This window comes from Pararhizobium polonicum (genome assembly GCF_001687365.1).
GTDB classification, from domain to species: domain Bacteria; phylum Pseudomonadota; class Alphaproteobacteria; order Rhizobiales; family Rhizobiaceae; genus Pararhizobium; species Pararhizobium polonicum.
In genome coordinates this window covers 91,097-115,216 of record NZ_LGLV01000021.1, presented here as the reverse complement: position 1 = coordinate 115,216, position 24,120 = coordinate 91,097, and the positions used below count along the sequence as shown (strand labels likewise).

Annotated in this window: 22 protein-coding genes; 3 read left to right on the top strand and 19 right to left on the bottom strand. The window is 61.9% G+C overall.

Annotated elements, in window-relative coordinates; genetic code table 11:
• The 5 genes from ADU59_RS27860 to ADU59_RS27840 form a co-directional block, all read right to left on the bottom strand.
• On the bottom strand, positions 1 to 926 hold a 926-nt coding region (locus ADU59_RS27860; protein WP_139093236.1), incomplete at its 3' end, for an MCP four helix bundle domain-containing protein.
• 58 nt (positions 927 to 984) lie between these two features.
• Complete coding sequence (locus ADU59_RS27855) at positions 985 to 1,491, bottom strand: chemotaxis protein CheW (protein WP_068958822.1); 507 nt, start codon at positions 1,489 to 1,491, stop codon at positions 985 to 987.
• Positions 1,488 to 3,545 carry a chemotaxis protein CheA gene (locus tag ADU59_RS27850; protein ID WP_068958820.1) on the bottom strand — a complete coding sequence of 686 codons (2,058 nt, stop codon included), beginning with the start codon at positions 3,543 to 3,545 and terminating at the stop codon, positions 1,488 to 1,490. The genes ADU59_RS27855 and ADU59_RS27850 overlap by 4 nt, the downstream gene beginning before the upstream one ends.
• Positions 3,542 to 3,910, bottom strand: coding sequence for a response regulator (locus ADU59_RS27845; RefSeq protein WP_068958818.1), 369 nt, complete (start codon positions 3,908 to 3,910; stop codon positions 3,542 to 3,544). Before ADU59_RS27845 ends, ADU59_RS27850 begins: the two co-directional genes overlap by 4 nt.
• On the bottom strand, positions 3,907 to 4,236 hold the full coding sequence (locus ADU59_RS27840; protein WP_068958815.1) for a hypothetical protein: 330 nt from the start codon (positions 4,234 to 4,236) through the stop codon (positions 3,907 to 3,909). Before ADU59_RS27840 ends, ADU59_RS27845 begins: the two co-directional genes overlap by 4 nt.
• A 348-nt stretch (positions 4,237 to 4,584) precedes the next feature.
• Here ADU59_RS27840 and ADU59_RS27835 point away from each other — a divergent pair, with 348 nt between their 5' ends.
• Entirely contained in the window at positions 4,585 to 6,327 is a 1,743-nt protein-coding gene (locus ADU59_RS27835) for a chemotaxis protein (RefSeq protein ID WP_068958813.1), read from the top strand.
• Here the strand turns inward: ADU59_RS27835 and ADU59_RS27830 are convergent, their stop codons facing one another.
• The 12 genes from ADU59_RS27830 to ADU59_RS27775 all read right to left on the bottom strand — a co-directional run bounded on the left by ADU59_RS27830 (position 6,328) and on the right by ADU59_RS27775 (position 19,664).
• Positions 6,328 to 7,176, bottom strand: a complete 849-nt coding sequence (locus tag ADU59_RS27830) for a TIGR01459 family HAD-type hydrolase (protein ID WP_068958843.1) — start codon at positions 7,174 to 7,176, stop codon at positions 6,328 to 6,330.
• Between the two features lie 26 nt (positions 7,177 to 7,202).
• Positions 7,203 to 8,492, bottom strand: a complete 1,290-nt coding sequence (locus tag ADU59_RS27825) for an FGGY-family carbohydrate kinase (RefSeq protein WP_068958811.1) — start codon at positions 8,490 to 8,492, stop codon at positions 7,203 to 7,205.
• Positions 8,489 to 9,544 (bottom strand): class II aldolase/adducin family protein, encoded by a 1,056-nt coding sequence (locus ADU59_RS27820; protein ID WP_068958809.1) that lies wholly within the window; start codon positions 9,542 to 9,544, stop codon positions 8,489 to 8,491. The genes ADU59_RS27825 and ADU59_RS27820 overlap by 4 nt, the downstream gene beginning before the upstream one ends.
• Positions 9,545 to 9,584: 40 nt before the next feature.
• Complete coding sequence (locus tag ADU59_RS27815; protein ID WP_068958807.1) at positions 9,585 to 10,241, bottom strand: class II aldolase/adducin family protein; 657 nt, start codon at positions 10,239 to 10,241, stop codon at positions 9,585 to 9,587.
• Between the two features lie 10 nt (positions 10,242 to 10,251).
• Positions 10,252 to 11,289, bottom strand: a complete 1,038-nt coding sequence (locus ADU59_RS27810) for a 2-hydroxyacid dehydrogenase (protein ID WP_068958805.1) — start codon at positions 11,287 to 11,289, stop codon at positions 10,252 to 10,254.
• Between the two features lie 10 nt (positions 11,290 to 11,299).
• Entirely contained in the window at positions 11,300 to 12,862 is a 1,563-nt protein-coding gene (locus ADU59_RS27805; protein ID WP_068958803.1) for an FGGY-family carbohydrate kinase, read from the bottom strand.
• Positions 12,862 to 13,986: an ABC transporter ATP-binding protein gene (locus ADU59_RS27800; RefSeq protein WP_068958801.1), complete on the bottom strand. Its 1,125-nt coding sequence runs from the start codon at positions 13,984 to 13,986 to the stop codon at positions 12,862 to 12,864. The genes ADU59_RS27805 and ADU59_RS27800 overlap by 1 nt, the downstream gene beginning before the upstream one ends.
• On the bottom strand, positions 13,983 to 15,101 hold the full coding sequence (locus ADU59_RS27795) for an ABC transporter ATP-binding protein (protein WP_068958799.1): 1,119 nt from the start codon (positions 15,099 to 15,101) through the stop codon (positions 13,983 to 13,985). Before ADU59_RS27795 ends, ADU59_RS27800 begins: the two co-directional genes overlap by 4 nt.
• Positions 15,102 to 15,104: 3 nt before the next feature.
• Entirely contained in the window at positions 15,105 to 15,962 is an 858-nt protein-coding gene (locus ADU59_RS27790; RefSeq protein WP_068958797.1) for a carbohydrate ABC transporter permease, read from the bottom strand.
• Positions 15,963 to 15,973: 11 nt separating this feature from the next.
• Positions 15,974 to 16,897: a carbohydrate ABC transporter permease gene (locus ADU59_RS27785; RefSeq protein WP_068958795.1), complete on the bottom strand. Its 924-nt coding sequence runs from the start codon at positions 16,895 to 16,897 to the stop codon at positions 15,974 to 15,976.
• A 164-nt stretch (positions 16,898 to 17,061) separates the two neighbouring features.
• The gene (locus tag ADU59_RS27780; RefSeq protein WP_068958793.1) at positions 17,062 to 18,498 is read right to left on the bottom strand and encodes an extracellular solute-binding protein; all 1,437 of its coding nucleotides are present in this window, start codon (positions 18,496 to 18,498) and stop codon (positions 17,062 to 17,064) included.
• A 200-nt stretch (positions 18,499 to 18,698) separates the two neighbouring features.
• Entirely contained in the window at positions 18,699 to 19,664 is a 966-nt protein-coding gene (locus ADU59_RS27775; protein WP_068958790.1) for a sugar-binding transcriptional regulator, read from the bottom strand.
• Positions 19,665 to 19,964: 300 nt separating this feature from the next.
• On the opposite strand from ADU59_RS27775, the gene ADU59_RS27770 reads away from it, so the two are divergent.
• Complete coding sequence (locus ADU59_RS27770; RefSeq protein WP_068958788.1) at positions 19,965 to 20,828, top strand: FkbM family methyltransferase; 864 nt, start codon at positions 19,965 to 19,967, stop codon at positions 20,826 to 20,828.
• Between the two features lie 40 nt (positions 20,829 to 20,868).
• Here the strand turns inward: ADU59_RS27770 and ADU59_RS27765 are convergent, their stop codons facing one another.
• Entirely contained in the window at positions 20,869 to 21,351 is a 483-nt protein-coding gene (locus ADU59_RS27765; protein ID WP_068958786.1) for a class I SAM-dependent methyltransferase, read from the bottom strand.
• A gap of 220 nt (positions 21,352 to 21,571) precedes the next feature.
• Here ADU59_RS27765 and ADU59_RS27760 point away from each other — a divergent pair, with 220 nt between their 5' ends.
• Positions 21,572 to 22,738: a DUF3095 domain-containing protein gene (locus tag ADU59_RS27760; RefSeq protein WP_068958784.1), complete on the top strand. Its 1,167-nt coding sequence runs from the start codon at positions 21,572 to 21,574 to the stop codon at positions 22,736 to 22,738.
• Here ADU59_RS27760 and ADU59_RS27755 read toward each other — a convergent pair.
• Complete coding sequence (locus ADU59_RS27755) at positions 22,728 to 24,071, bottom strand: nucleotide sugar dehydrogenase (RefSeq protein WP_099050958.1); 1,344 nt, start codon at positions 24,069 to 24,071, stop codon at positions 22,728 to 22,730. The genes ADU59_RS27760 and ADU59_RS27755 overlap by 11 nt on opposite strands.
• Between the last annotated feature and the right edge of the window lie 49 nt (positions 24,072 to 24,120).

The window sequence follows — 24,120 nt, the reverse complement described above, 5'->3', positions numbered from 1 at the left end:
TTGATATTGGCGGCCATTTCCTCCATCGAGGCCGAGGCCTCTTCGGCGGATGCCGCCTGCTCGGTGGCGCCCTGGCTGACCTGCTCGGAGCTGGCGGACAGTTCCTGGCTGCCGGCCGAAACATTGTCGGAGGCAGACAGCGCATCGGCGACGACGCCACGCAGGCGCTCGATCATCATATTGACGTTGCCGAGCAGAGCGCCGATTTCGTCCTTGTTGGTGATCTCGGCCATCTTCGTCAGGTCACCGTCAGCCACGTCGGCAACGGCGACGGTTGCCCGGCGAAGGCCTCGGCTGATGGTCAGCGAAATCCAGATGGCGGCGGAGATGGCGATCAGCACCGCGAGGCTCGCAGCGCCAACCATCATGACGCGCGTATCCTCGTAAAGCGCGTTGGCTTCCTTCTGCGCTTCTGCGAGGCGCGTTTCCTCAAGGCTGACCACTTCGTCCAGAAGTGCGTCCATATCGTTGGCGCTCTGGCGGGCGGTGGTGATCGAGATATTCTCGGCGGCCGAAGCATTGCCGGCGTCGAGGAACCGGCGGATCTGATTTTCCGCCTCGTTCGCCTCGACCGAGAGCGCGCGCAACCGTGCCCAGCGCGCCTTGCCCTCTTCCGTCGCCTTGGCCTCGGCCTGGGTCAGTGTCTGATCGAACAACGCCCGGTTCTTGTCACCCATGGTGCGCGCGGCGGCCGATTCCTTTTCGGATGACGATGCCAGCAGGTTCTTCTGCTGCCGGATCGCCTGCAGCTGGTAGATATTGATCTGCTGCGCCAGTTTCAGCCGCTCGGCCGGCCCCTGCAGCACGCCCTCGATCGTCTGGTTGAGATTGTTGAGGCTGAGAATGCCGTATCCGGCCGTTCCGAGCAGGAGGGCGATGACAAACCCGAAGGCGATCGCTAATTTGAGCTTGATCGTAAATCGCATTGTCGAATTCCTTAAAAAATTTAACCTCTGTAACGCGCCGCTGACGGCGCGATAGGCGTTATGTTTCTTTTCCGAACGAGAAGATCGCCTGCAGATTGGGAAGGATGATGAATTGCCCTCCCCGCTTGACCAGGCAGTTGATGTAGTCGGGCCGCCACCGCATCCCGACGCTGGGGGGCGCCTCACTGGATGTCTTGGCAAGCGTGGTGACTTCATTCACCTTGTCTGTTCGCAGGCCGACCAGCGTCGGCTCGCCCTGGAGATCGAGTTCGATGACGACGATGCGGCTGTCGATCGTCGTTTCCGCCGCCTCCATGCCGAAAGCCAGGCGGATATCGGCCAGCGGGATGACCTTGCCGCGGAAATTGATGACGCTGCCGACGAAGGGCATAGCGCCCGGAACCATGGTTTCCGGCAGGAGATCGAGGATTTCCTGAACCATGGTGGCTTCGAGCGCGAAGGTCTCGCCGTGCAGGTCGAAGGTCAGAACTTCCACCTCCCCCTCGCCGTTCCAGTGCGTATTCGATTTCGGCTGTGTTTCGCTTGTCTGAACCGCTTCGATCATCCTGCCGCGCGCACCTGCGCCTCCTGTTGCTGACCGGCCGCCACCAGATGGGCGACATCGAGAATGAGGGCGACGCTGCCATCGCCGAGAATGGTCGCGCCCGAGAAGGTGGCGACGTCATGATGCAGCTTCGACATGGACTTGATCACCGTCTGGTGGTCTCCGATGATCTGGTCGACGACCATGCCGACCCGTTCCGTGCCGGTCGAAATGACCACCACCTTCTGATGCAGATCGGGCTTCGTGCCGGTACGGAACAGATCGCGCAGCCGCAGGAACGGCACCAGGCTGTCGCGCAGGGAAATGAAGCTGCGTCCGCGCGAGCGCAGATCCTCCTCGAGCGACAGTTCGAGGCATTCCTCGACCGCCGACAGCGGAATGACGTAGCGGCCGGTCCCCACCCGCACCAGAAGCCCGTCGATGATCGCCAGTGTCAGCGGGATGCGCAGCGACACGTCGGAGCCTTCGCCGGTGCGGCTGGTGATGTCGATCGCACCGCGCAGGGCCTCGACCGTCTTCTTGACCACATCCATGCCGACACCGCGTCCGGACAGATTGGTGACCTGCGCCGCCGTCGAGAAACCGGGGGCGAAGATCAGTTGCAGCAGGTCCTGATCCGCCAGCGCGGCGCCCGGCTGGATGAGACCGGAGGATTCCGCCTTGGCCCGAACCCGCTCGCGGTTGATGCCGCGACCGTCGTCCTTGATGGTGATGATCACCTCGCCGCCGGCCTGGCGGGCCGATAGCATGATCTTGCCGGCTTCCTCCTTGCCGGCCGCACGGCGCTCCTCGGGCGTTTCGAGCCCGTGGTCGATCGAATTGCGCACCAGATGCACCAGCGGATCGGCCAGCCGCTCGATGACGGTCTTGTCGACTTCGGTCGTTTCGCCTTCGGTGACCAGTTCGATGACCTTGCCTGTCTCGCGGGCGAGGTCATGCACCAGCCGCCGGAAGCGCCCGAACAGGCTGCCGACCGGCACCATGCGCAGAACCATCATCGTATCGCGCAACTCACCGGACAGACGCTCGATCTCCTCCGAAACCGAGCGAAGCTGGATATCCATGCTGGCGCTGGCAAGCTGCCGCAAGCGCGACTGGGCAATGACGAGTTCACCGACCCGGTCCATCAGCTCGTCCAGCCGCTCGGCGGGAACGCGGACGTTTTCCGCCGCCTTGGCCTGACGCGCATCATTGGCGCTCGGCGCTTCGCGTTCGATGGCGGCAACAGCCGCAACGGAAACAGGAAGGGGTGCGGCAACAGGGACAGCGGCCGCGACCGGCGCTGCCGCCGGCGCAGGCGATTCAGCCGGAACGGCAGCCGTGGTTTCAACGGGTGCCGCGTCCGTCAGCGTCTCGACCTCGAGCTGCATATCGTCGAGCACGAAGATGAAGACATCATCGATGGCCGAACGCGGCTGGTCGGTTATCAGCGTCACATCCCAGGAGAGATGCAGGTCCGTAGGCACAAGGGCCTCCAGCGACGGGATCGCCGTGGTATTGACGGCGATGCGGCATTCGCCGAGATCGCGCAATTCGTCCAGCAATCCGAGCGGATTGGTGCCGTTGACCATGGAATTGACCGGCAGGCTGAAGCGAATGCGCCAGCTGTTGAGGCCGCTCTTTGCAAGAAGAATGACTGGCTCTACCGGTGCCTGCTGCACGGTCGCCACCGGTGGAGCACCGCCTTCGACAGCACGCTGCAACTGGGCCAGCAGGATGTCCCCGATATCGCCATGATCATCGGTCGGCCTTTCGACCAAAGCGCGCATATGATCCTGCGCCGCGAGAACGGCGACGATCAGTTCGCTCGTCGCCGGTTTTTCACCCTTGCGGACCCGGTCGAAGGCGGTCTCGCAATGATGGGTGAAGGCTGCGAGCGCATCGAAGCCGAACATAGCGCCCGACCCCTTGAGTGTGTGAAGGCCGCGAAAAACCGCGTCGATCTGGTCCTTGTCGTTCAGGCGGTGGGTCAGATCGAGCAGACCGGATTCGATCTGCTCGAAAAGTTCCGCCGCTTCCGTTCGAAACACTGCAACGGGATCGGGCATACTCATCGGCCGAGTACCTTCTTGACGATCTTGACGAGATGTTCGGGATCGAACGGCTTGGTCAGCCAGCCGGTCGCGCCCGCAGCCTTGGCCCGGGCCTTGAGATCGGCGTCGGACTCCGTCGTCAAAAAGATGATCGGCACGCCGGTATGCGCCGGCAATTTGCGCAGCTCCTCGATCATGGTCAGCCCGTCCATGACCGGCATGTTGAGATCGGTGACGATCAGGTCGAATTGTCCCGATTTGGCTTTTTCCAGCCCTTCGGCGCCGTGGACGGCTTCGGTGATCTCATAGCCTGCGTTGGACAGGGTAACCTTGGTTGTCAGACGGATGCTGGCCGAGTCATCGACGGTCAATATTCTTGCGTTCATTGTATTGCCTCTTGATGGAGCCAGAACTTCTTGTCTTCGGCTGAGAAACTTTCCTTGAACCCACCTCGCTCCAAGACGTCGAGAACGGATCCTTCCGCCGGGTTCGACATAAGAATATGTATACCGGACGATTTTGCCTGTATTCTTGCGGATTCAATGATCTGAACGAAGCTTAAATCAGCCTCTGCGTTCTTGGGGACGGAAATCAGTATAGATTTTCCTGATTTTAATTTCTGATAGATCACATCATGAACATTATTTATATTTCTAATATTCAATTTACCTGGTAGATCGATCAGGTCATATTCATGAAATATCGTGTCCATTTCAGTCCTCTGAAACGATGAATACTATTGCCTCCTCCAATGGAATCTCATGACAGCCTTAACATGGCGTAAATGCGGGTTGTAGAAACATGCACTTATTACGAGTCTGTTCACTATGAATTTTTACCCTGAAGTTTTTATAGAAACATTACTTTACAGGAATAAAATGATGCATAATCAGTCACTTGCGGAAAATATTGACGTCGTGAAAAAGAGCTTCGATGGCGCTTCGCCTAAAAGCTGTGGCCGGACGGCGCAGGTTGTGATGCAACGTAGGCGAGTCCCGGGTTTAACCAGACATTTCCATCCTTGCCCTATGGATACCGGCAGGACAGCACATGTTTCGCGTTGAGGGCTATTTTGACATACAGCACAGCTTTGGCCCACCAGACCGGCCCCACCAGACTCACCGATATCGGCCACAAGCTGGAAACGGCCAGGACCCAGGTCGAGAAGCGTTTTCTCGAAGGCGGCAGCGTGCTGCTTGCCGTGATGGATGTTCTCAACAGCCTGCTCGGCTCGCTCGACAACATCACCCGGACGCTCGATGCCGGCTCTGCCAATGACACCACCGCCGACCTGCTCGCCACGGTCAGGAACCTGTCCGATCTGCCGCAGCTGGAAAGCACCCGCCAAGGGAACCTCGAGGTTCTCGCCGGCGCCGGCACGGGCCTGCAGACGCATGTCGCCGACATGCAGGAGACCATGCGCTATCTCCAGACCTTCGCGGTCACCGTGAAGATCACCGGGGCAGGCATCGCCGAATTCGCGGGCTTCGCCGAGGAAATCCTCGATCGCATCCGCTCGGGCACCGGCGAAGTCAACAATTTCGCAGGCCAGCTCACTGCGCTCGAAAAAGAGCTGAAGATCGCCCAGACATTCGGTTCCGGCATCGCCCAGCGCTATCAGCAGACCGTACCGGCCGTGGTCGGCGCCCTGCAGCGCGACGCGCAAACGATCAGCGAACACCGCAAGAGGCTCAGTGAGATCGCCAAGCAGGTCGGCCTCCTTGCCCGCGGCGTCCAGAGCAAGGTCGCAACCACGCTCTCTGCGCTCCAGATCGGCGACATCACCCGCCAGCGCATCGAGCATGTCCAATCGACCCTGACGATCCTGGAGGAGTTTCTGGGGAGTAGCGAAGGCAACAGCCTTGACCGCGACTCGCAGGCCCGGCTGCAGAACCTCGTCCACCACCTTGCCGCCGCCCAGATGGTCGACATGGTGCAGAATTTCCAGCGCGATTCCGGCAGCGTCGTCCAAACCATTGCCAGCTTCAGCCATGACACGCAGGACATCCTCGACCTGCGCGCCGAGATGCAGAGCCAGGACGGCAGCAAAGCCGGCAATTTCATGCGGACGCTGGAAGAAAGCGTCTCGGCCGCGCACGCCATCGTCAAGCAGGTCGAAACGGCCAGCCAGCAGGCCAATCATGTCAGCCAGTCGACCACCGCCACCGCCGCCAACCTCTTGAAGGGCATCGAGAATATCCGCGCCGTCAAGATGGACATCCATTATATGGCGCTCAACACCAACCTGCGCTGCAGCCGCATGGGCGAGGAAGGCCGGTCGATCAACGTCGTCACCGCCGAACTGCGCTTCTTTGCAGCCAAGCTCGACGAATCCGCCGATGCCATCGTCAACGGCCTGACCGGCTTTGAAGATGCTGCCGCAGCGATCGCCGCCGCCGACAGCATTGGCGGGACGGGGCTTGCAGAACGGCTCAGCAGTGCCGTTGAAAACATCCGCTCAGCGGCCAATGCCATGGAGGCCGAGCTTGCCGTGCTCTCCGAACACGGACGCGAAGTCGCCAGCAAGATCGGACTGTCGATCAGCAAGCTCGATTTCCAGAACGACCTCGGCGAAGTCCTCGCCACCTGTGCCGACAATCTCTGCGATCTCGCGGGCGACTCCATGCCGGATGTCTCCGGCCTTGGCGACGTACTGGGCGAACTCGGGCCCCGCATCTTCAAGCTCTATACGATGGCGCAGGAGCGCACGGTCCACCAGGCCATCATCCCAGCGGGAACCATTGCCGCAGCCCCGGTGGCGATGGCGAACGACGACGAGCTTTTCGCCGACGCGCTGTTCTGATCATTCAGCGCCGGATCTCTCCGGCGCCGACCAGACGAATTCTGGCAGGATGAAATCCGGGATGGCGCGGTGCTCGGCAAAGAGCGCCTGCCGTTGCGCGTCCGAAGCCGCTGCGAGAATGCCGGTCGTCACCAGGATCGACTTCAGCCCCGCACCGGCGGCACCGGCAATATCGTGCTCGATGCTGTCGCCGATGCAGCAGATCCGCGCCGGATCGATCCCCCCGAGAAAGTCGAGCGCCGTCGCATAGATGTCGGGAAACGGCTTGCCGATCCAGCGCACCGGGCCACCCAGCGCTTCGTAAAGCTCCGCGATCCGCCCTGCCCCGAAGGCGGTGCCGTCCCGCGTCAGCATGATCTTGTCCGGATTGGTGCACAGGCACGGCACACCGCGCCTTGCCGCGGGCGCCAGCAGGGCTTCGTAGTGGGACAACGGATGCACATCGCCCTCGCTTGCCGCAAGCAGGATGAAATCGGCGTCGTCGCCGCGTTCGGTCCGCTGCAGCGGGAGCCCATCCAGCGGCGACGTATCGCCGTCGCGGCTGATCAGCAGGCATCGGCGCGCAATCCCCTCGCCTTCCTCCAGGCTTTCGAAAGACAGGAGACGCCAGGCCACTTCGCCCGATGTCAAAAACCAGTCCCAGCTTTCCGGATCGAAGCCAAGCGCCGCCAGACGCCGGTCATTTTCCGCCGAGCGCTTGCCGGAATTGGACAGGATGATGATCCTCTTGCCCGATTGTTTCAGGCGGACAAGCGTTTCCGCAGCCCCCGGGTAAGGCCCCTTGCCGTCCCGCAGGACGCCGAACTGATCGATCAGAAAGGCGTCGAAACGATCGACCAGTTCGCCCATGCCGGACACGGCCTGCGAACCGCCCGTCACAGGACACCTGCCGATCTTGCGCCGATCAGCGCAAGCCGCGCCGTTCCGGCCGCAGCCTCTTCCGATGCCACCGGCAGGAAGGGAACGGGCAGTTTCCGATTGCGGATGGCCGTCCAGACCGGGTTCTTGGCGCCCCCGCCGACTGTGCGAATGGAGCGAAGGGCCGGACTGCCGAGCGATACGAGCCGCTGGTAGGCCAGCGCCTCGACGCTGGCGATGCCCTCGAAGATCGCCTTGAGAAAATCGGCATCGCTGCCCGGCCGCGGGCTCATGCGCGGCTTCATCGCCGGATCGTTCACCGGAAAGCGCTCGCCATCCCTGACCAGCGGATAATAATCGAGGCCCGTATCGGTCGCCGGATCGATCTCCGCCGATAGCGCGGCGATGCTGTCATTGTCGAAATGCGCCGACAGCACCACCCCGCCGGTATTCGAGGCGCCACCCGCCAGCCACATGTCGCCGATCCGGTGACTGTACAACCCGTATTCCGGAGCAAACAGCGGCCGGTCGGAAAGCATCTTCACGGTCAGCGTCGTGCCGAGCGCCGACACCGCGTCCCCCGGCTGATCGGCGCCGGTGGCCAGAAACGAGGCACAGCCATCCGTCGTCCCGGCCACGATGGTGACGTCATCGGCAAGGCCGAATGCTTCCGCTGCGTCCTTTGAAATTCCCGCAACCGGTGCACCCGCCGCAAGCACATCCGGCAACAGATCGGCACGCGCGCCGGTCTTGTCAATCCACTTCGGCCAGCAGCGCGATACCGGGTCATAGCCCGTCTTCAATGCATTGTTTTCGTCCGAAACATCGTAAAGCCCGGTGAAATGACCGGCCAGCCAGTCGGCCTGATGGATGACGCGAAAGACATCCGGGGTGGATTGAAAGGTCAATACTTTCGCAAGCCCGGAGGTCGCGCCGTGGGCGGCGCTGTCCTGCGGGGCATGCGCCGCGATCCGGGCAAGGATATCGGTATCCGTGACCGGATCGTTGTACATCATTGGCACGGCAAGCGGCGCACCATCGGCGCCGACGGGCAGCATGGTGCCGGAGGTGCCGTCGATCGCAATCGCCCTGACCTGCGCCCGGTCAATTCCATCAAGCACCTGCCCCAGCGCCGTTTGAACCGCTTTCCACCAGACGACGGGATCGCGGTGATCGGCGGAAAAATCCGCCAGCCTCGACGATCCGGAGGCAACGATGCCAAAGGCACTGTCCATCGCGACGGCACGAGCTCCGGACGTGCCGATATCGATGCCGATCACCAGCGGCGTGTTTGCAGCATCGGTCATTGCAGCGCCTTCCCGGCCCGGTTCAGTTCCTGCCGGTATTTTTCCGCGTCCCAGCCGAGAAGCTCGGCATTCTCGGCATCCGTCAGATAACGCAAACGCGCCCCTTCATCGATACGGCCAAGCACATCGGAGAGGCAGCGCGCCATGGCGGCGGCCCCGGCGTTGATCTCTCTGGAGACCAGAGCGCCCTTGCCCGGAAACAGCAGCGCCGGCGGCAATGCAACACCTTCGGCTTGGGCTTGGGCCTCGATGGAAACCGCCGTATCGCCGGGTGCGGCGACAAACGAGCCACGGCCGAGAAAGATGACGTGGTCCGGATAGAGGCTGCCGCCGGCAGCGATCCGGCAGCTTGTCAGGTCTGTTGCCGCATCATGGATCAGGCCATCGTCCGGCAAGGTGTATCCACTGCCGACCGCCAGCCGGGACAAGGTCGAAAGATCAGCCTCCGGCGCCTTGCGGCGAGCCAAGGCCAGCCGCCTTGAAACCACCGCCAGCAGCGCTTCCGCTTCCGCCACCGTTTCACCCGCGACGGCAAGACCGTGATTGCCGAGAATAAGCACGCTGGTATCCGGCCTGATCCGCGCGGCGATGGCCTTTGCCAGCGGCAGGCCGGGACGCGCATAGGGCACGAAGACATGCGCAATGCCGGCGAGTTTCGACGCGGCAATCGCCTCGCCGTCGACCTGCACGGCGGTCGCGATCGTCTCGACGCAATGCACGTGGATCACCACCTTCTGCGGCATCAGCGCATGCACCGTCGTTTCGATCGATGGCCTCAGCCCAGAGGGATTGCGATCGGCAATGACGAAATCCTGCGCCTTTTCTGTCGATGGATCGTCACGCTCCAGGGCATCGAGAAGAGCGTCGAGCGCCACCGGCACCATCACATCGCGTTGCCTGGCCTGCATCAGCCAGAGGCCGGATGCCTTGATCCAGAGCGTACCGCCCTCCTTGATCGAGGTATTGCCGCCCGCCGCCTGCACCAGCGCCGGATCGGCACCGACCCGCGCCGACACATCCAGAAGGGCTTCGAATTCCGAACTTCTCACCATTGTCTCCGATATGCCTCAAGCCGCTTGCGATTGCCGCCGCTCACGATCGCTTCTCCTGCAATCCATAACTCGCAAATCCCTTCAGCACACCGGCGATCTCCGCCTCCGGCAGGATGACCGGGCCACCGATCAGGAGGGAATGGTAATATTGCCTGGCGATGGTCTCGAGCTCGACGGCCGCCCACATCGCTTTTTCGAGGCTGGCGCCGGTCGCGAGCATGCCGTGATTGGCCATCAAGCAGGCGGTGCGGCCCTCCATCGCCTTGAGGATATTGTCTGAAAGCTCCTTGGTGCCGTAGCGCGCATAATCACAAACCTTCACATCGTCACCACCAAAGGCGGCGATCATGTAGTGGCAGGCCGGGATCGGCTTGTGGGCAATGGCAAGGATGGTCGAATAGATCGCATGGGTGTGGATGACCGCCTGAACCTCGGGCCGGCTCCTCATGATATCGAGATGAAAGCGCCATTCGGTCGAGGGTTTGCGCGGGCCGTCCCAGACGCCGTATTCGCCCTCCAGCGGCAGCGAGGCGATCATATCCGGCGTCATCTCATCATAGGGTGCAGCGGACGGGGTGATCAGCATCCGGTCTTCGTAACGGGCGCTGATATTGCCGGATGTGCCCTGATTGATGCCGAGCGCATTCATCTTGCGGCAATGATCGATGATCGACTGGCGAACGTAATTCTCTGTCATTGCGGCGCCCTCAGCACGGATTGACCGGCGGCAGGCCAGCAATGTAGCGGCGCACCTCTTCGGCGGCCATTTCGGCGGCATAGGTGACGGTGCGCACCGAAGCCCCGGCAATATGCGGCGTCAGCGTCACGTTCGGCAATTGCAGCAGCGGCCAGTCGACGGGTACCGGCTCGATCGCGAACGTCTCCAGCATGGCAGAACCGAGCGGACCGTTCACCAGGGCCTCATAAAGCGCATCGTAATCGCAAAGCGGTCCGCGCGCCGTGTTCACGAAGATCGCACCCGGCTTCATCTTTGCAAACGTTTCCGCGTTCATGATGTTGCGGGTCTCCTCCGTCACCCGCGGATGCAGCGTCACCACATCGCTGCGCGACAGGAGATCATCCAGCGCAACATGCTCGACGCCGGCATTGCGGTCTTCGGCCGACAGCTGGACATAGGGGTCGTGAACCAGAACCTTGGTTCCGAAAGCACGCAGCAGCCGCACGACCTTGGTACCGATATTGCCGTAACCGATGACACCGACGGTCATTTCGGAAAGCTCGCGGCCGGTCTTGTCGGCGCGGTACAATTCGCCGCGCCACTCACCCTTGCGCAGGGATTCGTGGCCCGAGCGGATCAGCCGCGTCTCGGCAAGGATGGCGCCAAGCGTGAATTCGGCAACGGCGCTGGCATTGCGGCCGGGTGTGTTGACGACCAGCACACCGGCATCGCGTGCCGCCTGCATGTCGATGTTGACCGGACCGCCGCGCGAGACCGCAACGAATTTCAGGTCCGGCAGGCGCGAGAACATGCCGCGCGAAAACGGCGCAAGCTGGGTGATGACCAGTTCGGCATCCCCGACGAAATCGATGATATCGTCGGCCTTGCCCATATATTCCTTCAACCCGTCCATGCCTTCGACGGCATATCCGTGCTCCATCGGCTCGTCCGGCCAGGGCTGTTCGAGGAGGCGGATATCATGGCCGTCGCCACAGGCTTCCACGACCTTGTCGCGAAAGACCGTCGGCAGCATGAAACGGTCTCCGATGATGGCGATTTTCTTCATTTCAGTCTTCCTATTCAGATGCCGGGGCCGAGCCGTGGGAAAGGGCGTGCCAGACCGGACGAAGGGACAGGCGCGATTGCCTGTAGAGTGGAAACGCCGCGTCAAAACGCGCCGCCATGAGTGCATCGGCAGGTTCCGCCTGCCGCTGATAGGGAGTGACCCATTCCTTGACGCAATCGTCCATCGAGCCGTAGATGCCGAGCGAGACGGCGGCGATCATCGCCGTGCCGGCAGCACCCGCTTCCTCGCGTTCGCTGGTTTGCACCGGGCAGCCGAGCGCCCCGCCGAGAATGCGCCGCAAGGACGCGCTGCGCGCGGCCCCGCCGGTCAGCCGCACCCGCGATGGCAGCGGCCCCATCTCCGCATAACAATCGCGCGATGCCATCGCTAGGCCGTTGAACACGGCCCGCACCATATCGGCAAAGCCATGGTTCATGTCGAGCCCGATAAAGGACGCCCGCGCCGAGGCATCGACGAACGGACCGCGCTCGCCGGCTTCGGAGATATAGGGATGGTAAAGAAGCGACGTCTCCTTGGCTTCGGCCAGCCACTCCTCGACATGGCCCAGAAGCTCGGACTTGCTTTTCACGATGCCCATACCCTTGAGCACGCTTGCCGCCAGCGACAGGATCCAGTCGATGTTCAGCGTTGCCGCCATGTTCGACTGCATCTGCGCGTAGTGGCCGGGAATCGGCAGGCACATCGTATAGCCGGTCAGATCCGTGTTGAGCTGCACGTCATCTGCGCTTGTGGCCAGCCGCATATGCATACCGGTCGAGCCGATGATCGAGCAGCCGGTGTCGGTGCCCGGCTCATAGAGACCGGCACCAAGCGAGGTGCAGACGACATCGACATAACCGAGCACGACCGGCGTCCCGGCCAGTAGCCCGGTCAGGGCGGCGGCGCTGTCGCTCAGCGCATGCCGGGTGGCCGCGCCGTCAACAATCTCGGGCAACAGATATCGCTGCTTTCTGAGATCGAGAAAATCGATCACATCCTCGGAATATTGCCGGGTGCGAAAGTTGCCGAAGGTGAAATTGGCCTCGGACGGATCGGTCGCGCGCTGTCCGGTGAGCTTGAAATAGAGCCAGTCCTTGCAGTGAAACCCCGTCGTCGCGCCGTTCAGCATCTCCGGCGCAGTGTCCAGAATCCATCTCAGCTGCGAGCCCATCTGGCAGGCGGCAAGGCCGGCGCCGGTGTGGGAAAAACGGGCCGCATCGCCGCTGTCGGCGCGCAACCGCTCCACCGTTTCCCCGGCGCGGGCATCGAGCCACAGCCAGCCCTTGCCGACAGGGTCACCGTTTTTGTCGATCAGCCATGTCCCGTCGCCTTGGCCTGTCACCGAGATCGCCGCGACGCGGCTTGCCAGGTTCTCCACCTTGTCGGCGAGATCGGCGAGCGTCCTGGCAGTATCGGCCCAGGTCCGGTCAAGATCCTGGACGACGCCCTTGCCGCCCTGGCTTTCATAGCTGTTGGCGATCGCTGAGAACGCGATCTGCCGGCCGCCGAGATCGAAGGCGACCGATTTGATGACGGAGGTTCCAGCATCGATCCCGATCAGGATATCGCGCATCAGGCCAGCTCCTGCCCGTGGCTGATCGCCTTGCCGCTGTCGCCGTCAAAGACATGCAGGCTACCCGGATCGAGCCGGATGGCGACGGTCTCGCCAATCGCCAGATTGGTCCGGTCATGTTCGACCAGCACCATCGTCCCACCGGCAAAATCGGCGGCGATATGCGTCTGGTCGCCGAGCCACTGGTTGACCGCAACCTTTGCGCCGACACCACCCTCGCTGCGGCGAACGGCATAGGGCCGGATACCGAGCATGACCTTGCTGCGCTTCATCAGTTCGGCCCGCACCGCATGCGAGAAATCCGAAGCCTTGTAGTCGAGCTTCACGCCCTCGTTCAGCCCGAAGGACACCGTATCGTCGGTCCCGGAGATTCCGGCCGAAAATACGTTCATCGGCGGCTCGCCGACGAAGGTGCCGGTGAACAGGTTGGCCGGACGTTCCTTGATCATCTGCGGCGTATCGAATTGCTGCAACACGCCGCCTTCCATGACGGCGATGCGGTCGGCCAATGCGTTTGCTTCCGTCTGGTCGTGGGTGACGAGGATGGCGGTCAGCCCGCGCTCCTTGATGAAATGCTTGATGCGGCCGCGCAACAGCGCCCGCAACTGCGGCTCCAGCTGCCCCATTGGCTCATCGAGCAGATGCAGGTCCGCATCGCGGATCAGAGCGCGTCCGAGCGAGGCGCGCTGCTGCTGGCCGCCGGAGATCGAGCTCGGATAGCGGCCCATGATATCCTCGATCTCCAGAAGCTTGGCGATATCGGCCACCTTTTGATCAACGACGCTCTGGGCGAGCTTGGAGGCTTTCAGCGCAAAAGCAATGTTTTCGCGCACCGTCAGCGGCGGATAGAGCGAATAGCCCTCGAACGCCATGGCGACATTGCGCTTGACCGGCGCAAAGGTCTGCACCTCCCTGCCCTTCAGCGCAATCGTGCCGCGCGATACGGCCTCGAAGCCCGCGACCATGCGCAGCGTCGAGGTCTTGCCGCAGCCGGACGAGCCGAGAAGCGCGATGATCTCGCCCTTCTTCACATCCATGGTGAGCTGCTTGACGGCGTGGACGCCGTAGTCGATCGGGCCATAGAACTTATCGACGCCGTTGATAAAAAGCGCTGTCTCGCTCATGCCGCTTCTCCATTGCGTGTCATCGGCGTGGCAGCGGACCGGATCAGCCCGCCACTCTCCTTGTCGAACAGGAAGGCCGTCTGGCCGCTGACAGCGATATGGGCTGGGCCGGATATTGGGCCGGGGGTTCCCGCCGGGCGCGACACTAGAATTTCCCGGCCGCGCGCGGTCAGCACCAGCGTCACCGTCTTCTCGTTAAGCGGCGTTTCCGCCTCGACGGTCACCGGAATGGCGCCGGGCGCCGCGGCCTCGGTAAAGACGATCGCTTCGGGCCTGAGCCCGATCACGCACGCCTTTCCAAGAACACTTGCCGGCATGCCGGGAAGCGTCACCTTGACGTTTGAAAGCTCCACATAGGCCCCGTCCGGCCCAGACTGCGGCGTTACATCCAGAAGGTTGATGGTGGGATCACCGAACAGCCGGGCGATCTCGATATCCGCCGGTGCATTGTAGATATCCTCCGGCGTGCCGATCTGGCGGATCCGCCCCTGCGACATGACAGCGATCCGGTCGCCAAGCGCCATTGCTTCCTTGTAGTCCTGCGTCACATAGACGACCGTTGCACCCTGCGCGGCCAGGAGGCGCGGCAGTTCCAGACGCATCTCGAAACGCAACTTGGCATCGACATTGCGCAGCGGATCATCGAGCAGCAGAAGCGGCGGCGATCCGGCAAGCGCGCGGGCAAGCGCCGTGCGCTGTTTCTGGCCGTTCGACAGGGCCTTCGGGTGATGCGTCAGCACATGGTCGATCTTCAGGAGCTTTGCGACCTTGAGGACACCGGCCGAGATCGCATCCTTCGTCGCCTTGGTTGCCGTCAGCGGGCTGGCGATATTGTCGAAGGCGCTCATATGCGGAAACAGGGCGAAATTCTGGAAGGCCATGCCGATGCCGCGATGCTCCGCATCGATATCTGCGACATCCTCGCCGCCGATCAGGATCTGGCCCTCCTCCGGATCGATCACACCGGCAACGAGCCGAAGCAGGACGGTCTTTCCCGCACCGGACGGACCAAACAGCACCAGGGTTTCGCCATCGGCCACATCCAGCGACAGGTTGTCGAGAACCGTGTTGGTCTTGTAGCGTTTGACGATATTTTTAAGCTGAAGCGTCGTCATGATTTATCCCTTCACCGCGCCGAGCGACAGGCCTTCGACGAGGTAGCGCTGGGCGTAGAGTGCAAGTGCAAGCGTCGGCGTCACCGAGAGCACGATCGCCGAGGCGATCTGGCCGTACTGGATGCCGGACGAGGTGACGAAGGCAAGCGCGCCCACCGTCACCGGCTGCTTGTCGGCCGAGGCCAGCACCAGCGCGAAAACGAAGTTGTTCCACGCGAAGATGAAGGCCAGCAGCCCCGCAGCCGCAATCCCAGGTCCCGCCAGCGGCAGGGCGATCTTGCGGAAGGTGGCAAACCAGGAATGACCGGCGATGCGATAGGCATATTCGACATCGGCCGAAATATCCTCGAAATAGCCGCGCACGATCCAGAGGATGAGCGGCAGGCAGATCAGCTGGTAGACCCAGATCAGGCCGAAATAGGTATCGGCAAGACCCAGCCACTGAAAATACTGCGTCAGCGGCAGGAGAACGAGCAGCGGCGGCGCAAACCGGAAGGACAGGAGCGTGAACGCGATGTCTTCGGAGCCCTTGAACTTGTGGCGGGCAAAGGCGTAGGCCGCCGGCACGCCGAGAACCAGCGCAACCGCCACCGATGTCACCGACAGGAAGACCGAGTTCATGAGATTGCGCATGAAGGCGATATCGAGCGTACCGGCCGCCGAGGTCAGCTTGCCGGTGATCAGCGCCGCATAATTGGACAGCGTTGGCGTGAAGATCACCGAAGGCGGGATCGTCAGGATCGTCTCGTTGGTCTGGAACGACATCAGGAAGATCCAGAAGATCGGGAACATGAAGAAGATGACGACGATCGTCAGCGCAATCAGCCGCAGCGTCTTTTCAAGCGTGGATGTGGTTTCCATGGTTCTTCGCCTCACGCTTCGCCGCGGGCGCGTTCGCGCAGCCGCAGCCAGTTCTTGATGAAGATGTTCGACAGGAAGTAGGTGATCGCCCAGAGGATGACCATCAGCGCAGCGGAGCGCCCGACATTGGTCGACTGGAAGAAGTTGAGATAGGCTTCCACCTGAAACACCGTCAGCGTATTGCCCGGGCCCCCTTGCGTCATCGCGTAGATGATATCGAACTGCTGGATACTGTCGAGCAGCCGGAACAGCGTCGCCGTCAGGATATAGGGCGTCAGCATCGGCAGGGTGATGCGGAAGAACACGAAGGTTCTCGGCACGCCATCGAGCGCTGCCGCTTCGAACGGCTGGGTCGGCAGCGAGCGCAGGCCGGCCAAAAGCAGGATCATGATGAAGGGCGTGTAGACCCAGATATCGACGAGGACGACGGTGAGCAGCGCCGTGCTCGGGGACGATGCCCAGCGGAAATCATGCAACCCGATCAGGCTTGCCAGATAGCTGAGAATACCGAAGCTCGGATTGGTCATCAGCTTCCACATCAACGCGGCCAGCGCCGGCGCGATCATCAGCGGCAAAAGCAACATGATCGAGATGAAGTTGTTGACCGTCGAGCGCCGCTGCAAAAGCAGCGCGATACCGAGACCCAGCAGCAGCTCCAGCGTCACGGTGATGCCGGCATAGAGCAGCGACACTTTCAGCGTGTTCCAGAAGGCCGGATCGGTGAAGAAATTGAGATAGTTCTCACCCCAGTTGAACTGCCGCGCCCAGGGCTGGCTGAGCCGGTAGCGCTGGAAGGAATAGATCACCGCCGTGAAAAAAGGGATCAGGATGCCGATGCAGACGAGCAGCGCCGGCAGGCTGAGCACATAGGGCAGAACCTTTCTGCTGATGCGGAAACCTGAAGCCGGCTTGCGGAGGGTTGCAGTTGAAGCCATGTCGAGCTCCGTTCTTTGTCTTTTGAAGAAACCACGCGGGGGGCACAAGCCACAAAGCTCAAGCGCCGGTCCATCGGCATCTCAGGTTGTCTCAAGGCGGCATTCAGCCGGTGGGCGGGTTGCCCGGCGCTCTCTCAAGCGCCGGGCACTGCTTGGGAGGCAGATCAGCCCAGACCAGCTTCCTTCAGCTGGCGATCGATGCTCTCGACCAGCTGGTCGAGACCTTCGTCGACGGGCACTTCCTTGGCGACCATCTTCTGCAGCGTCGCCGCCCATTCGGTGGTGACGTCGAAGAACAGCGGCTGCGGCGTGAACTTGATCGATGCGCCGGCAGCCGAAGCATCGAACATGTCGACATAGCCCGGATATTTGTCGAGCTTGGTGCGGAAGGCTTCATCCTTCCAGACCGACTGGCGGACCGGATCGACGAAATCCATCTTGGTGGCGCCGAAGATCGCGTGTTCCGGGCCGGAAGCCCATTGCAGGAAGTACCAGGTGGCATCCTTGTCCTTGGAGAAATTGGACATGGCGAGCGACCAGATCCAGATGTTCGGCGTCGAGGCCGTTGCATCCGGGTTGGCGGTGAAGGCGGCATAGGACAGCTGACCGGCCATCTTGTTGTCGCCGCCGTTCATGAAATAGCCCAGGCAATCGGCATCGAAGATCATCGCCGATGCGCCGGCGCCGAGATCGGTGCCGACCTGATACCAGGTATAGGTCGACCAGTCCTTCGGGCCGCTTTGCTGGATCATCTCCACCCACTTGGCGTGGAAGGCCTTGGAGCCCGCCGTGCCCATCGCCGCCGACAGCTTGCCGTCGGTGACGTTCAGGTCCTTTTCGTTGAAGTTCGAATAGGCCGACAGGAAGCCCGGATGGATCGTCGCCCAGGAGCGCGAACCGCGAACGCCGATGCCGTAGATGCCGCCGACATCCTTCTGCAGCTTGGCAGCGACCTGGATCATGTCATCGAGGTTCTTCGGAACGGAAACGCCGGCCTTGTCGAACATCGCCTTGTTGTAGGTGATGTTGTTCTGTTCGAACGCCCACGGAATGCACCATTGCTTGGCATCGTCGGAGCCCAGCGCGCCGCCGGGCTGGCCGTTCCAGGCGCAGGAATTCTTCACGCCGGGGAGGAAGTCGTCCCAGGCATAATTGGGGTTGGTTTTTTCCGGATCGTTGATCCATTCCTTCAGATCGGTGATCCAGCCGGCCGGACCATAGGTCCACGTCATGTAGGCACCGGTCATGAACGCATCATATTCGGTCGAGCCGGACGACAGGGCTGCCGTCACCTTGTCGAAATAGACGTCTTCGGGGAACACATCATACTTGACGTCGATACCCGTCAGATCCTTGAAGGACTGCAGGTTGGCAATCATCGCATCGGCATAGGGATGCTTGTTCAACAGCAGCTTCAGCGATTTGCCGGAATGTTTCTTCCAGTCGAAATCGGCAGCGAGCGCCCTGGTGGACATCATGTTGAGCAGCGTGCCGGCAGTACCGGCTGTGATCCCCATGGCGCCAAGGCCTTTCAGCATTCCGCGGCGGTCCACCTCTCCGCGCAGGAATGCACTGATGAGGTCTTTTTCTTTCTCATGCATTGGTCTTCTCCTCCTTCACGGGCAAAACATGCTCAATCCATTGAGCCGTACCGGCTTACCCGACCGGTATCTCCTCCAGACCGCAACGCACACCCTGCGGCCATGACCGGGCAGGATGCCTGCGCTGCGCAAAGACATCGACGAAACCTCTCCCAGGTCACGTCTCCGCCGTCAGTCTCACATGCCGGAACGGCGCGTTCTCAGGCAGCATCCTCCATCAGTGTGCGCGCCGTCTTCTCGTCCGTGATCAGGCCGCTCAGGAAGCGGCTTTCCAGCACGGCACGGATGGCGCGGGCCTTCACCTTGCCGCCGGCAACGGCGACCGTGCGGCGGTTTTTCAGATCTTCGCGGCTCAGCGTAAACGTGCGGTTCGACAACGACGTCTCGATCGGCTGGCCCCTGTCATCGAAGAAATGACCGAGCAATTCGCCGGCGCCGCCACCGCGCTTGATCTCCTCCAGCTCGCTCTTCTCGATCATGCCGGTGGCCACCAGCGACGCCTCGCGCTCGACGGTTCCGATGCCGACAAGCAGCAGATCGGCGCTGCTGGCCAGATCGAAGATTTCCCGCACACCACGCTGGTTGAACAGCACGTCGCGATCCTCGACCGTATTGGCGAAGAAGGGCACGGGCATGACATAGGCCTCGGCCCCGGTGCGCTCGGCCAGCCGGTGGATCACGTCATGCGGATTGGCCGAAAACCGGCGCGTCAGGCCGCCGAGCAGCGAGACAAAGCGCACGTCGTTGTTGGTCGTGCGCGGCAGGTAATCGACGCAGGCCGCCAGCGTGCGTCCATGCCCCATACCGATCAACAGCGTGCCCTCCTTCTCGATTTCGCGCTTGAGAAACTGCGCGCCCGAAATGCCCAGCGCCTTCAGCGGCAGGTCCTCCGGATCGAAATCCGGCACCACCTCGCAATAGTCGAGGCCGTAGCGCGCCGACAGCTTCTGCTCGAGCTCGACGCATTCGGACACTTCGCCATCGATATAGACCTTCACCAGGCCGTCCTGGTTGGCCTTGGTGATCAGACGATGCGCCTTGAGAGAGGAAAGGCCGAGGCGCTTGGCAACTTCGGACTGGGTGAGCCCGCCGGCGTAGTGCAGCCATGCCGCACGGGTCGCCATGCTCGACTCGTCGTCCCGAAGAGAACCTGCGCCCAGAACCATGTCTCCACCCGTCCCTGCTATTTTTTTCACTGCATGATATTTTTATCGATTATTGAAAGAATTTTCATGACCTGAAAATTTTGTCAAGCACGTTCGATGCGGCAACGCACCAATTCGATATGCGCCTGCACTTGCCCTATACCGGCATCGAACGGGGAAAACCGGTTGGCTGCACGCGAAGACCATCAAGGGAACGATGCGGTTTCTCCGGCACCGGGCGGCGTTTTCGCAGAAACGCCTTCATTTTCCGGTCAATCTCGTGTTGAAGGAACGTTACGACAGACAGGAGACGGCGAAGGCATGTTTGCGATGAAATCCTGGAAACGCCGGCTGCGCAAATGGCGCAATCGCGTCGCAAGGCGCGCGCTCGGCACCCGCACCGGCCGGGAGATTCTCGTCAGTGCCATCAGCCCGAAGGTTCTGTCCATGACCGCCGATTGCGGCGACCATCTGATGACCTTTTCGCCGCATGACTACATCGGCCGCAAGATTTACCGCAAAGGCCATTTCGAACGGGATCATGTCGACAGGCTGCTGACCGTTTTGCGGCAAAGAACGCTGCTGCAGGAGGACAAGGTTCTTCTCGAACTCGGCGGCAATATCGGCACCCAGACCCTCTATTTTGCGCTCAGCCAGGCCTTCCGCCATATCGTCACGGTGGAGCCGGACCCGCGCAATTTTCAGCTGCTGCGCACCAATATCGACCAGAATAACCTCAGCGAGCGGATTACCGCGATCAACAGCGCCGCCGGCGAAAGCGAAGGCACGCTCGATTTCTTCCTGCACCAGGACAATCACGGCAAGAGCAGCGCCCTGCGCCAGAGCGACCGGGATATCGAGATCAAGGTTCCCGTGAAGTCCGTCGCCACCCTTCTTGCCGAAGCCGGGGTAGCTGCGGAAGACATTGGGCTGATCTGGATGGACATCGAGGGCTACGAGCCGGTTGCGGCTCGCTCCATGCAGCCGCTTCTTCAGCGCCGCGTGCCGTTCTACATGGAGTTCTCACCGATCTTCTACGGACCGGCGGGATCGAAAGCTTTCGTCGATTATCTGGCAGGCTTCTATGAGGACTGCATCGTCTTCTTTGAGGACCGGCAGGTGGAGATGAAAGTCACCGCCTTGCCGATCGAACAGCAACAGTTCGACGTCCTGCTTTTGCCCTGACACGCCACCCGCCCGGCAAGCCGGGCGCGGGCGCGGTCGCTCAGCGTTTGCGGTAGAAGTAATAGCGCCCCGGCTCGACGCCAACGGGCAGCGGCAGCGGCTCGAGTTCCGGATTGTCGAGCGGCAGGCCGCTGACGGCAATGCCGCCGGGTGCAAGCGCGGCAGCCACCGACTGCGGCAGCCAGGTCAGCGTTCTCGCATCCTTTTCAGCATAGGCCGTGCCGATATCGGCATGCGCCAAGGCGACATTCGTGCCGGCAAACTGCTGGATCGTATCCTTGATGTCTCCGAGAACGAGATCCTTCTCCGGCGGCGTCGAGGCCGGATGCGAGCCGACGGCGCGATCGAAGACGATGATGCGGTTGTTCGGAAAGGACTCGCGGATATGATCGTAGGTCCGCCCGTTGCCCAGCCCGATCTCCAGGATCACGCCATCGGGCGCAATCATCGCATTGTCTTTCACATGATTGATGATTTCGCGCTGCGATTGCATCCGGGAAATAAAACTGTCAAGGCGGCTCATCTAACTCTATCCATCCATTCCAAATCACATGGCCCAAATCAGAGGGGTTCACCCCGCTTAACACGCGGCAACACGACGGGTCGACCATGACAGCGGTAAATTCGCGGTGAATTCAACCGTCACGTGGTGCGCGGCCGATATGTTCCCCTGCCCGTATTTCGCCATCCCCGGCTGTCGAACCGCCGTCGCCTGCCCTGCGCGAATATGTTAGCCTGGTTGCATGAGCCAGCTTTCCAGCGAAACATTTTTCAGCGCGCTTCCGGTCTTCGTCGAGTTCGAAGGCGTCGCCGACAGCGGGAACTATCGGGCATTGCCTGCCGACTGGGCCCTGGCGACCGCCGATATCGTCGATTCGACCGGCGCGATCGAGACCGGGCGTTACAAGGCCGTCAACATGGCCGGCGCCAGCGTCATCTCCGCTGTTCTCAATGCGCTCGGCAAAAACGACCTTCCCTTCGTCTTCGGTGGGGACGGTGCCCTCGTTGCCGTCCCGCCATCGGGCGTGGAAAAAGCCCGCGACGCGCTCGCCGCCGTCCAGAACTGGGTGGGCGAGGAGCTGCAGCTGACGCTGCGCGCCGCACTCGTTCCCGTCGCCGATGTCATCGCTGCTGGCCTCGAGGTGCGCGTCGCGCGCTTCCAGGTCAATCCGGATGTCTCCTATGCCATGTTTGCCGGCGGCGGTTCCAGCTGGGCGGAAGCCCGCATGAAGGAAGGCCTGTTTGCCGTTCCCCCCGCACCGCCGGGCGCACGGCCCGACCTCACAGGCCTCTCCTGCCGATGGAACCCGATCCCGTCCCGGCACGGCGACATCGTCTCGATCATCGCGGTTCCGGCCGATCCTTTGAACTACAGGCCATTTCAGTCGCTGATTTCGAAGGTCGTCGCGCTTGCTGCCGGCGAGGAGCGCGACGGTCACCCGGTCGCCGCCGAGGGACCGCAGATCGGACTGTCGGCGGCCGGACTGTCGGCCGAGGCAAAAACCGCGCCCAAGGGAAAACGCTTTATCCACCGGCTTTTCATTCTTGCGCAATATCTGCTCGTCGCCGGCCTCTATCGCTTCGGGCTGAAGCTCGGCAATTTCGATCCGCAGGAATACCGCCGCAGCGTCTCGCGCAACACCGATTTCCGCAAATTCGACGATGGCCTGAAAATGACGATCGACGTCGACCCGGAAAGGCTGCGCCAGATCGAAGCCCTGCTGGAGGACGCGGCCAAGGCAGGCATTTGCCGCTTCGGTCTGCACCGCCAGGATTCGGCGCTGATGACCTGCATCGTGCCGACGCCGCTCAGCCACGATCACATGCATTTCATCGACGGCGCCGCCGGCGGCTACGCCATGGCCGCCAGCCGGCTGAAAAAGCAGATGGCGGCCGCGCCTACGCCTTGAGGATCAGGCCGCCTTCGATATTGCGGCGGGCAAAGGCATTGCGCGTATCGACGATGAGTGGTGCCCAGCGGGCCAGTGCCGCATAATCAACCGCATCGTGGTCGGTGGCGATCAGGACGGCATCGAAGGCTTGCACCGACTGTTCGTCCAGCGGCACCGACGTCCGCCCCTTCAGCGCCATATATTCGCGGGTCTTCGGAATTTCGGCGACATGCGGATCGTGATAGGCAGCAATGCCGCCGCGTTCCTCGATCAGTTCGATCAGTTTCAGCGACGGGCTTTCGCGGATATCCGGCACGTTCTTCTTGTAGGCCAAGCCGATCACCAGGACGCGCGACCGGCTGAGCGCCTTGCCGAGATGGATATCCAGCGCTTCGGCGAGCCGGCCGACGACATGGCGCGGCATCGCCGAATTGATTTCGCCGGCAAGCTCGATAAAGCGGGTCGGCAATTCAAATTCCCGTGACTTCCAGGTGAGGTAAAAAGGATCGATCGGAATGCAGTGGCCGCCGAGACCGGGGCCGGGATAAAACGGCATGTAACCGAAGGGCTTGGTCTTGGCCGCGTCGATCACTTCCCAGATGTCGATGCCCATCGCCTCGTAAACCACCTTCAATTCGTTGACGAGGGCGATGTTGACCGCGCGGAAAATGTTCTCCGTCAGCTTCACCGCCTCGGCCGTGGCCGGCGACGACACCGGCACGACCGTCTGGACGACGGCGCCGTAGAAGGCTTGCATCAATCCGGCCGCATCAGCGCCGTCGCCGGCCACGACCTTCGGGATGCTCGACGTATGGAAATCGCGGTTGCCGGGGTCCTCGCGCTCCGGCGAGAAGCCAAGGAAGAAATCCTGGCCCGATTTCAAGCCGGTCTTTTCAAGGATCGGCCGCACGACCTCGTCCGTCGTGCCGGGATAGGTGGTCGATTCCAGCACGATCAACTGGCCGGGCCTCAGCGTTCGGGCAATACGGTCGCAGGTCCTGGTGATGAAGGAAAGATCCGGATCGCGATGCTTCGTCAGCGGCGTCGGCACGCAGATGACGATGACATCGCAAGCCGCAAGCTGGCTGAAATCGGTCGTTGCCCGGAAGCGGCCTTCAGCCGTCTCCGTAGCCAGCACCGCATCCGGCACGGCCTCGATATAGGAGCGCCCCGCATCGATGGCGACGATCTTCTGCGGGTCGATATCGAAGCCGGTCACGGTGAACCCGTTGCGGGCAACGGTGATCGCCAGCGGCAGGCCAACGTAGCCGAGCCCGATGACACCGGCATGGGCGCTGCGGTCTGCGATCTTCGAAAGGAGGGTCTCGCTCAGGGAAGAATGGACGGTCAAATGAATGGTCTCGACTGATCGTGACGCGCGCAGGCGCCTTTGCTGATGC

Excerpts from the sequence above, each read along its gene's own strand:
- ADU59_RS27825 (WP_068958811.1), bottom strand. The coding sequence starts at position 8,492 with ATGACCGATGCTGCAAACACGCCGCTGGTGATCGGCATCGATATCGGC.
- ADU59_RS27775 (WP_068958790.1), bottom strand. The coding sequence starts at position 19,664 with ATGGTTCTGGGCGCAGGTTCTCTTCGGGACGACGAGTCGAGCATGGCG.
- ADU59_RS27780 (WP_068958793.1), bottom strand. The coding sequence starts at position 18,498 with ATGCATGAGAAAGAAAAAGACCTCATCAGTGCATTCCTGCGCGGAGAG.
- ADU59_RS27800 (WP_068958801.1), bottom strand. The coding sequence starts at position 13,986 with ATGAGCGAGACAGCGCTTTTTATCAACGGCGTCGATAAGTTCTATGGC.
- ADU59_RS27770 (WP_068958788.1), top strand. The coding sequence starts at position 19,965 with ATGTTTGCGATGAAATCCTGGAAACGCCGGCTGCGCAAATGGCGCAAT.
- ADU59_RS27785 (WP_068958795.1), bottom strand. The coding sequence starts at position 16,897 with ATGGCTTCAACTGCAACCCTCCGCAAGCCGGCTTCAGGTTTCCGCATC.
- ADU59_RS27815 (WP_068958807.1), bottom strand. The coding sequence starts at position 10,241 with ATGACAGAGAATTACGTTCGCCAGTCGATCATCGATCATTGCCGCAAG.
- ADU59_RS27855 (WP_068958822.1), bottom strand. The coding sequence starts at position 1,491 with ATGATCGAAGCGGTTCAGACAAGCGAAACACAGCCGAAATCGAATACG.
- ADU59_RS27765 (WP_068958786.1), bottom strand. The coding sequence starts at position 21,351 with ATGAGCCGCCTTGACAGTTTTATTTCCCGGATGCAATCGCAGCGCGAA.
- ADU59_RS27850 (WP_068958820.1), bottom strand. The coding sequence starts at position 3,545 with ATGAGTATGCCCGATCCCGTTGCAGTGTTTCGAACGGAAGCGGCGGAA.
- ADU59_RS27820 (WP_068958809.1), bottom strand. The coding sequence starts at position 9,544 with ATGGTGAGAAGTTCGGAATTCGAAGCCCTTCTGGATGTGTCGGCGCGG.
- ADU59_RS27760 (WP_068958784.1), top strand. The coding sequence starts at position 21,572 with ATGAGCCAGCTTTCCAGCGAAACATTTTTCAGCGCGCTTCCGGTCTTC.
- ADU59_RS27795 (WP_068958799.1), bottom strand. The coding sequence starts at position 15,101 with ATGACGACGCTTCAGCTTAAAAATATCGTCAAACGCTACAAGACCAAC.
- ADU59_RS27845 (WP_068958818.1), bottom strand. The coding sequence starts at position 3,910 with ATGAACGCAAGAATATTGACCGTCGATGACTCGGCCAGCATCCGTCTG.
- ADU59_RS27805 (WP_068958803.1), bottom strand. The coding sequence starts at position 12,862 with ATGCGCGATATCCTGATCGGGATCGATGCTGGAACCTCCGTCATCAAA.
- ADU59_RS27830 (WP_068958843.1), bottom strand. The coding sequence starts at position 7,176 with ATGGGCGAACTGGTCGATCGTTTCGACGCCTTTCTGATCGATCAGTTC.
- ADU59_RS27840 (WP_068958815.1), bottom strand. The coding sequence starts at position 4,236 with ATGGACACGATATTTCATGAATATGACCTGATCGATCTACCAGGTAAA.
- ADU59_RS27790 (WP_068958797.1), bottom strand. The coding sequence starts at position 15,962 with ATGGAAACCACATCCACGCTTGAAAAGACGCTGCGGCTGATTGCGCTG.
- ADU59_RS27810 (WP_068958805.1), bottom strand. The coding sequence starts at position 11,289 with ATGAAGAAAATCGCCATCATCGGAGACCGTTTCATGCTGCCGACGGTC.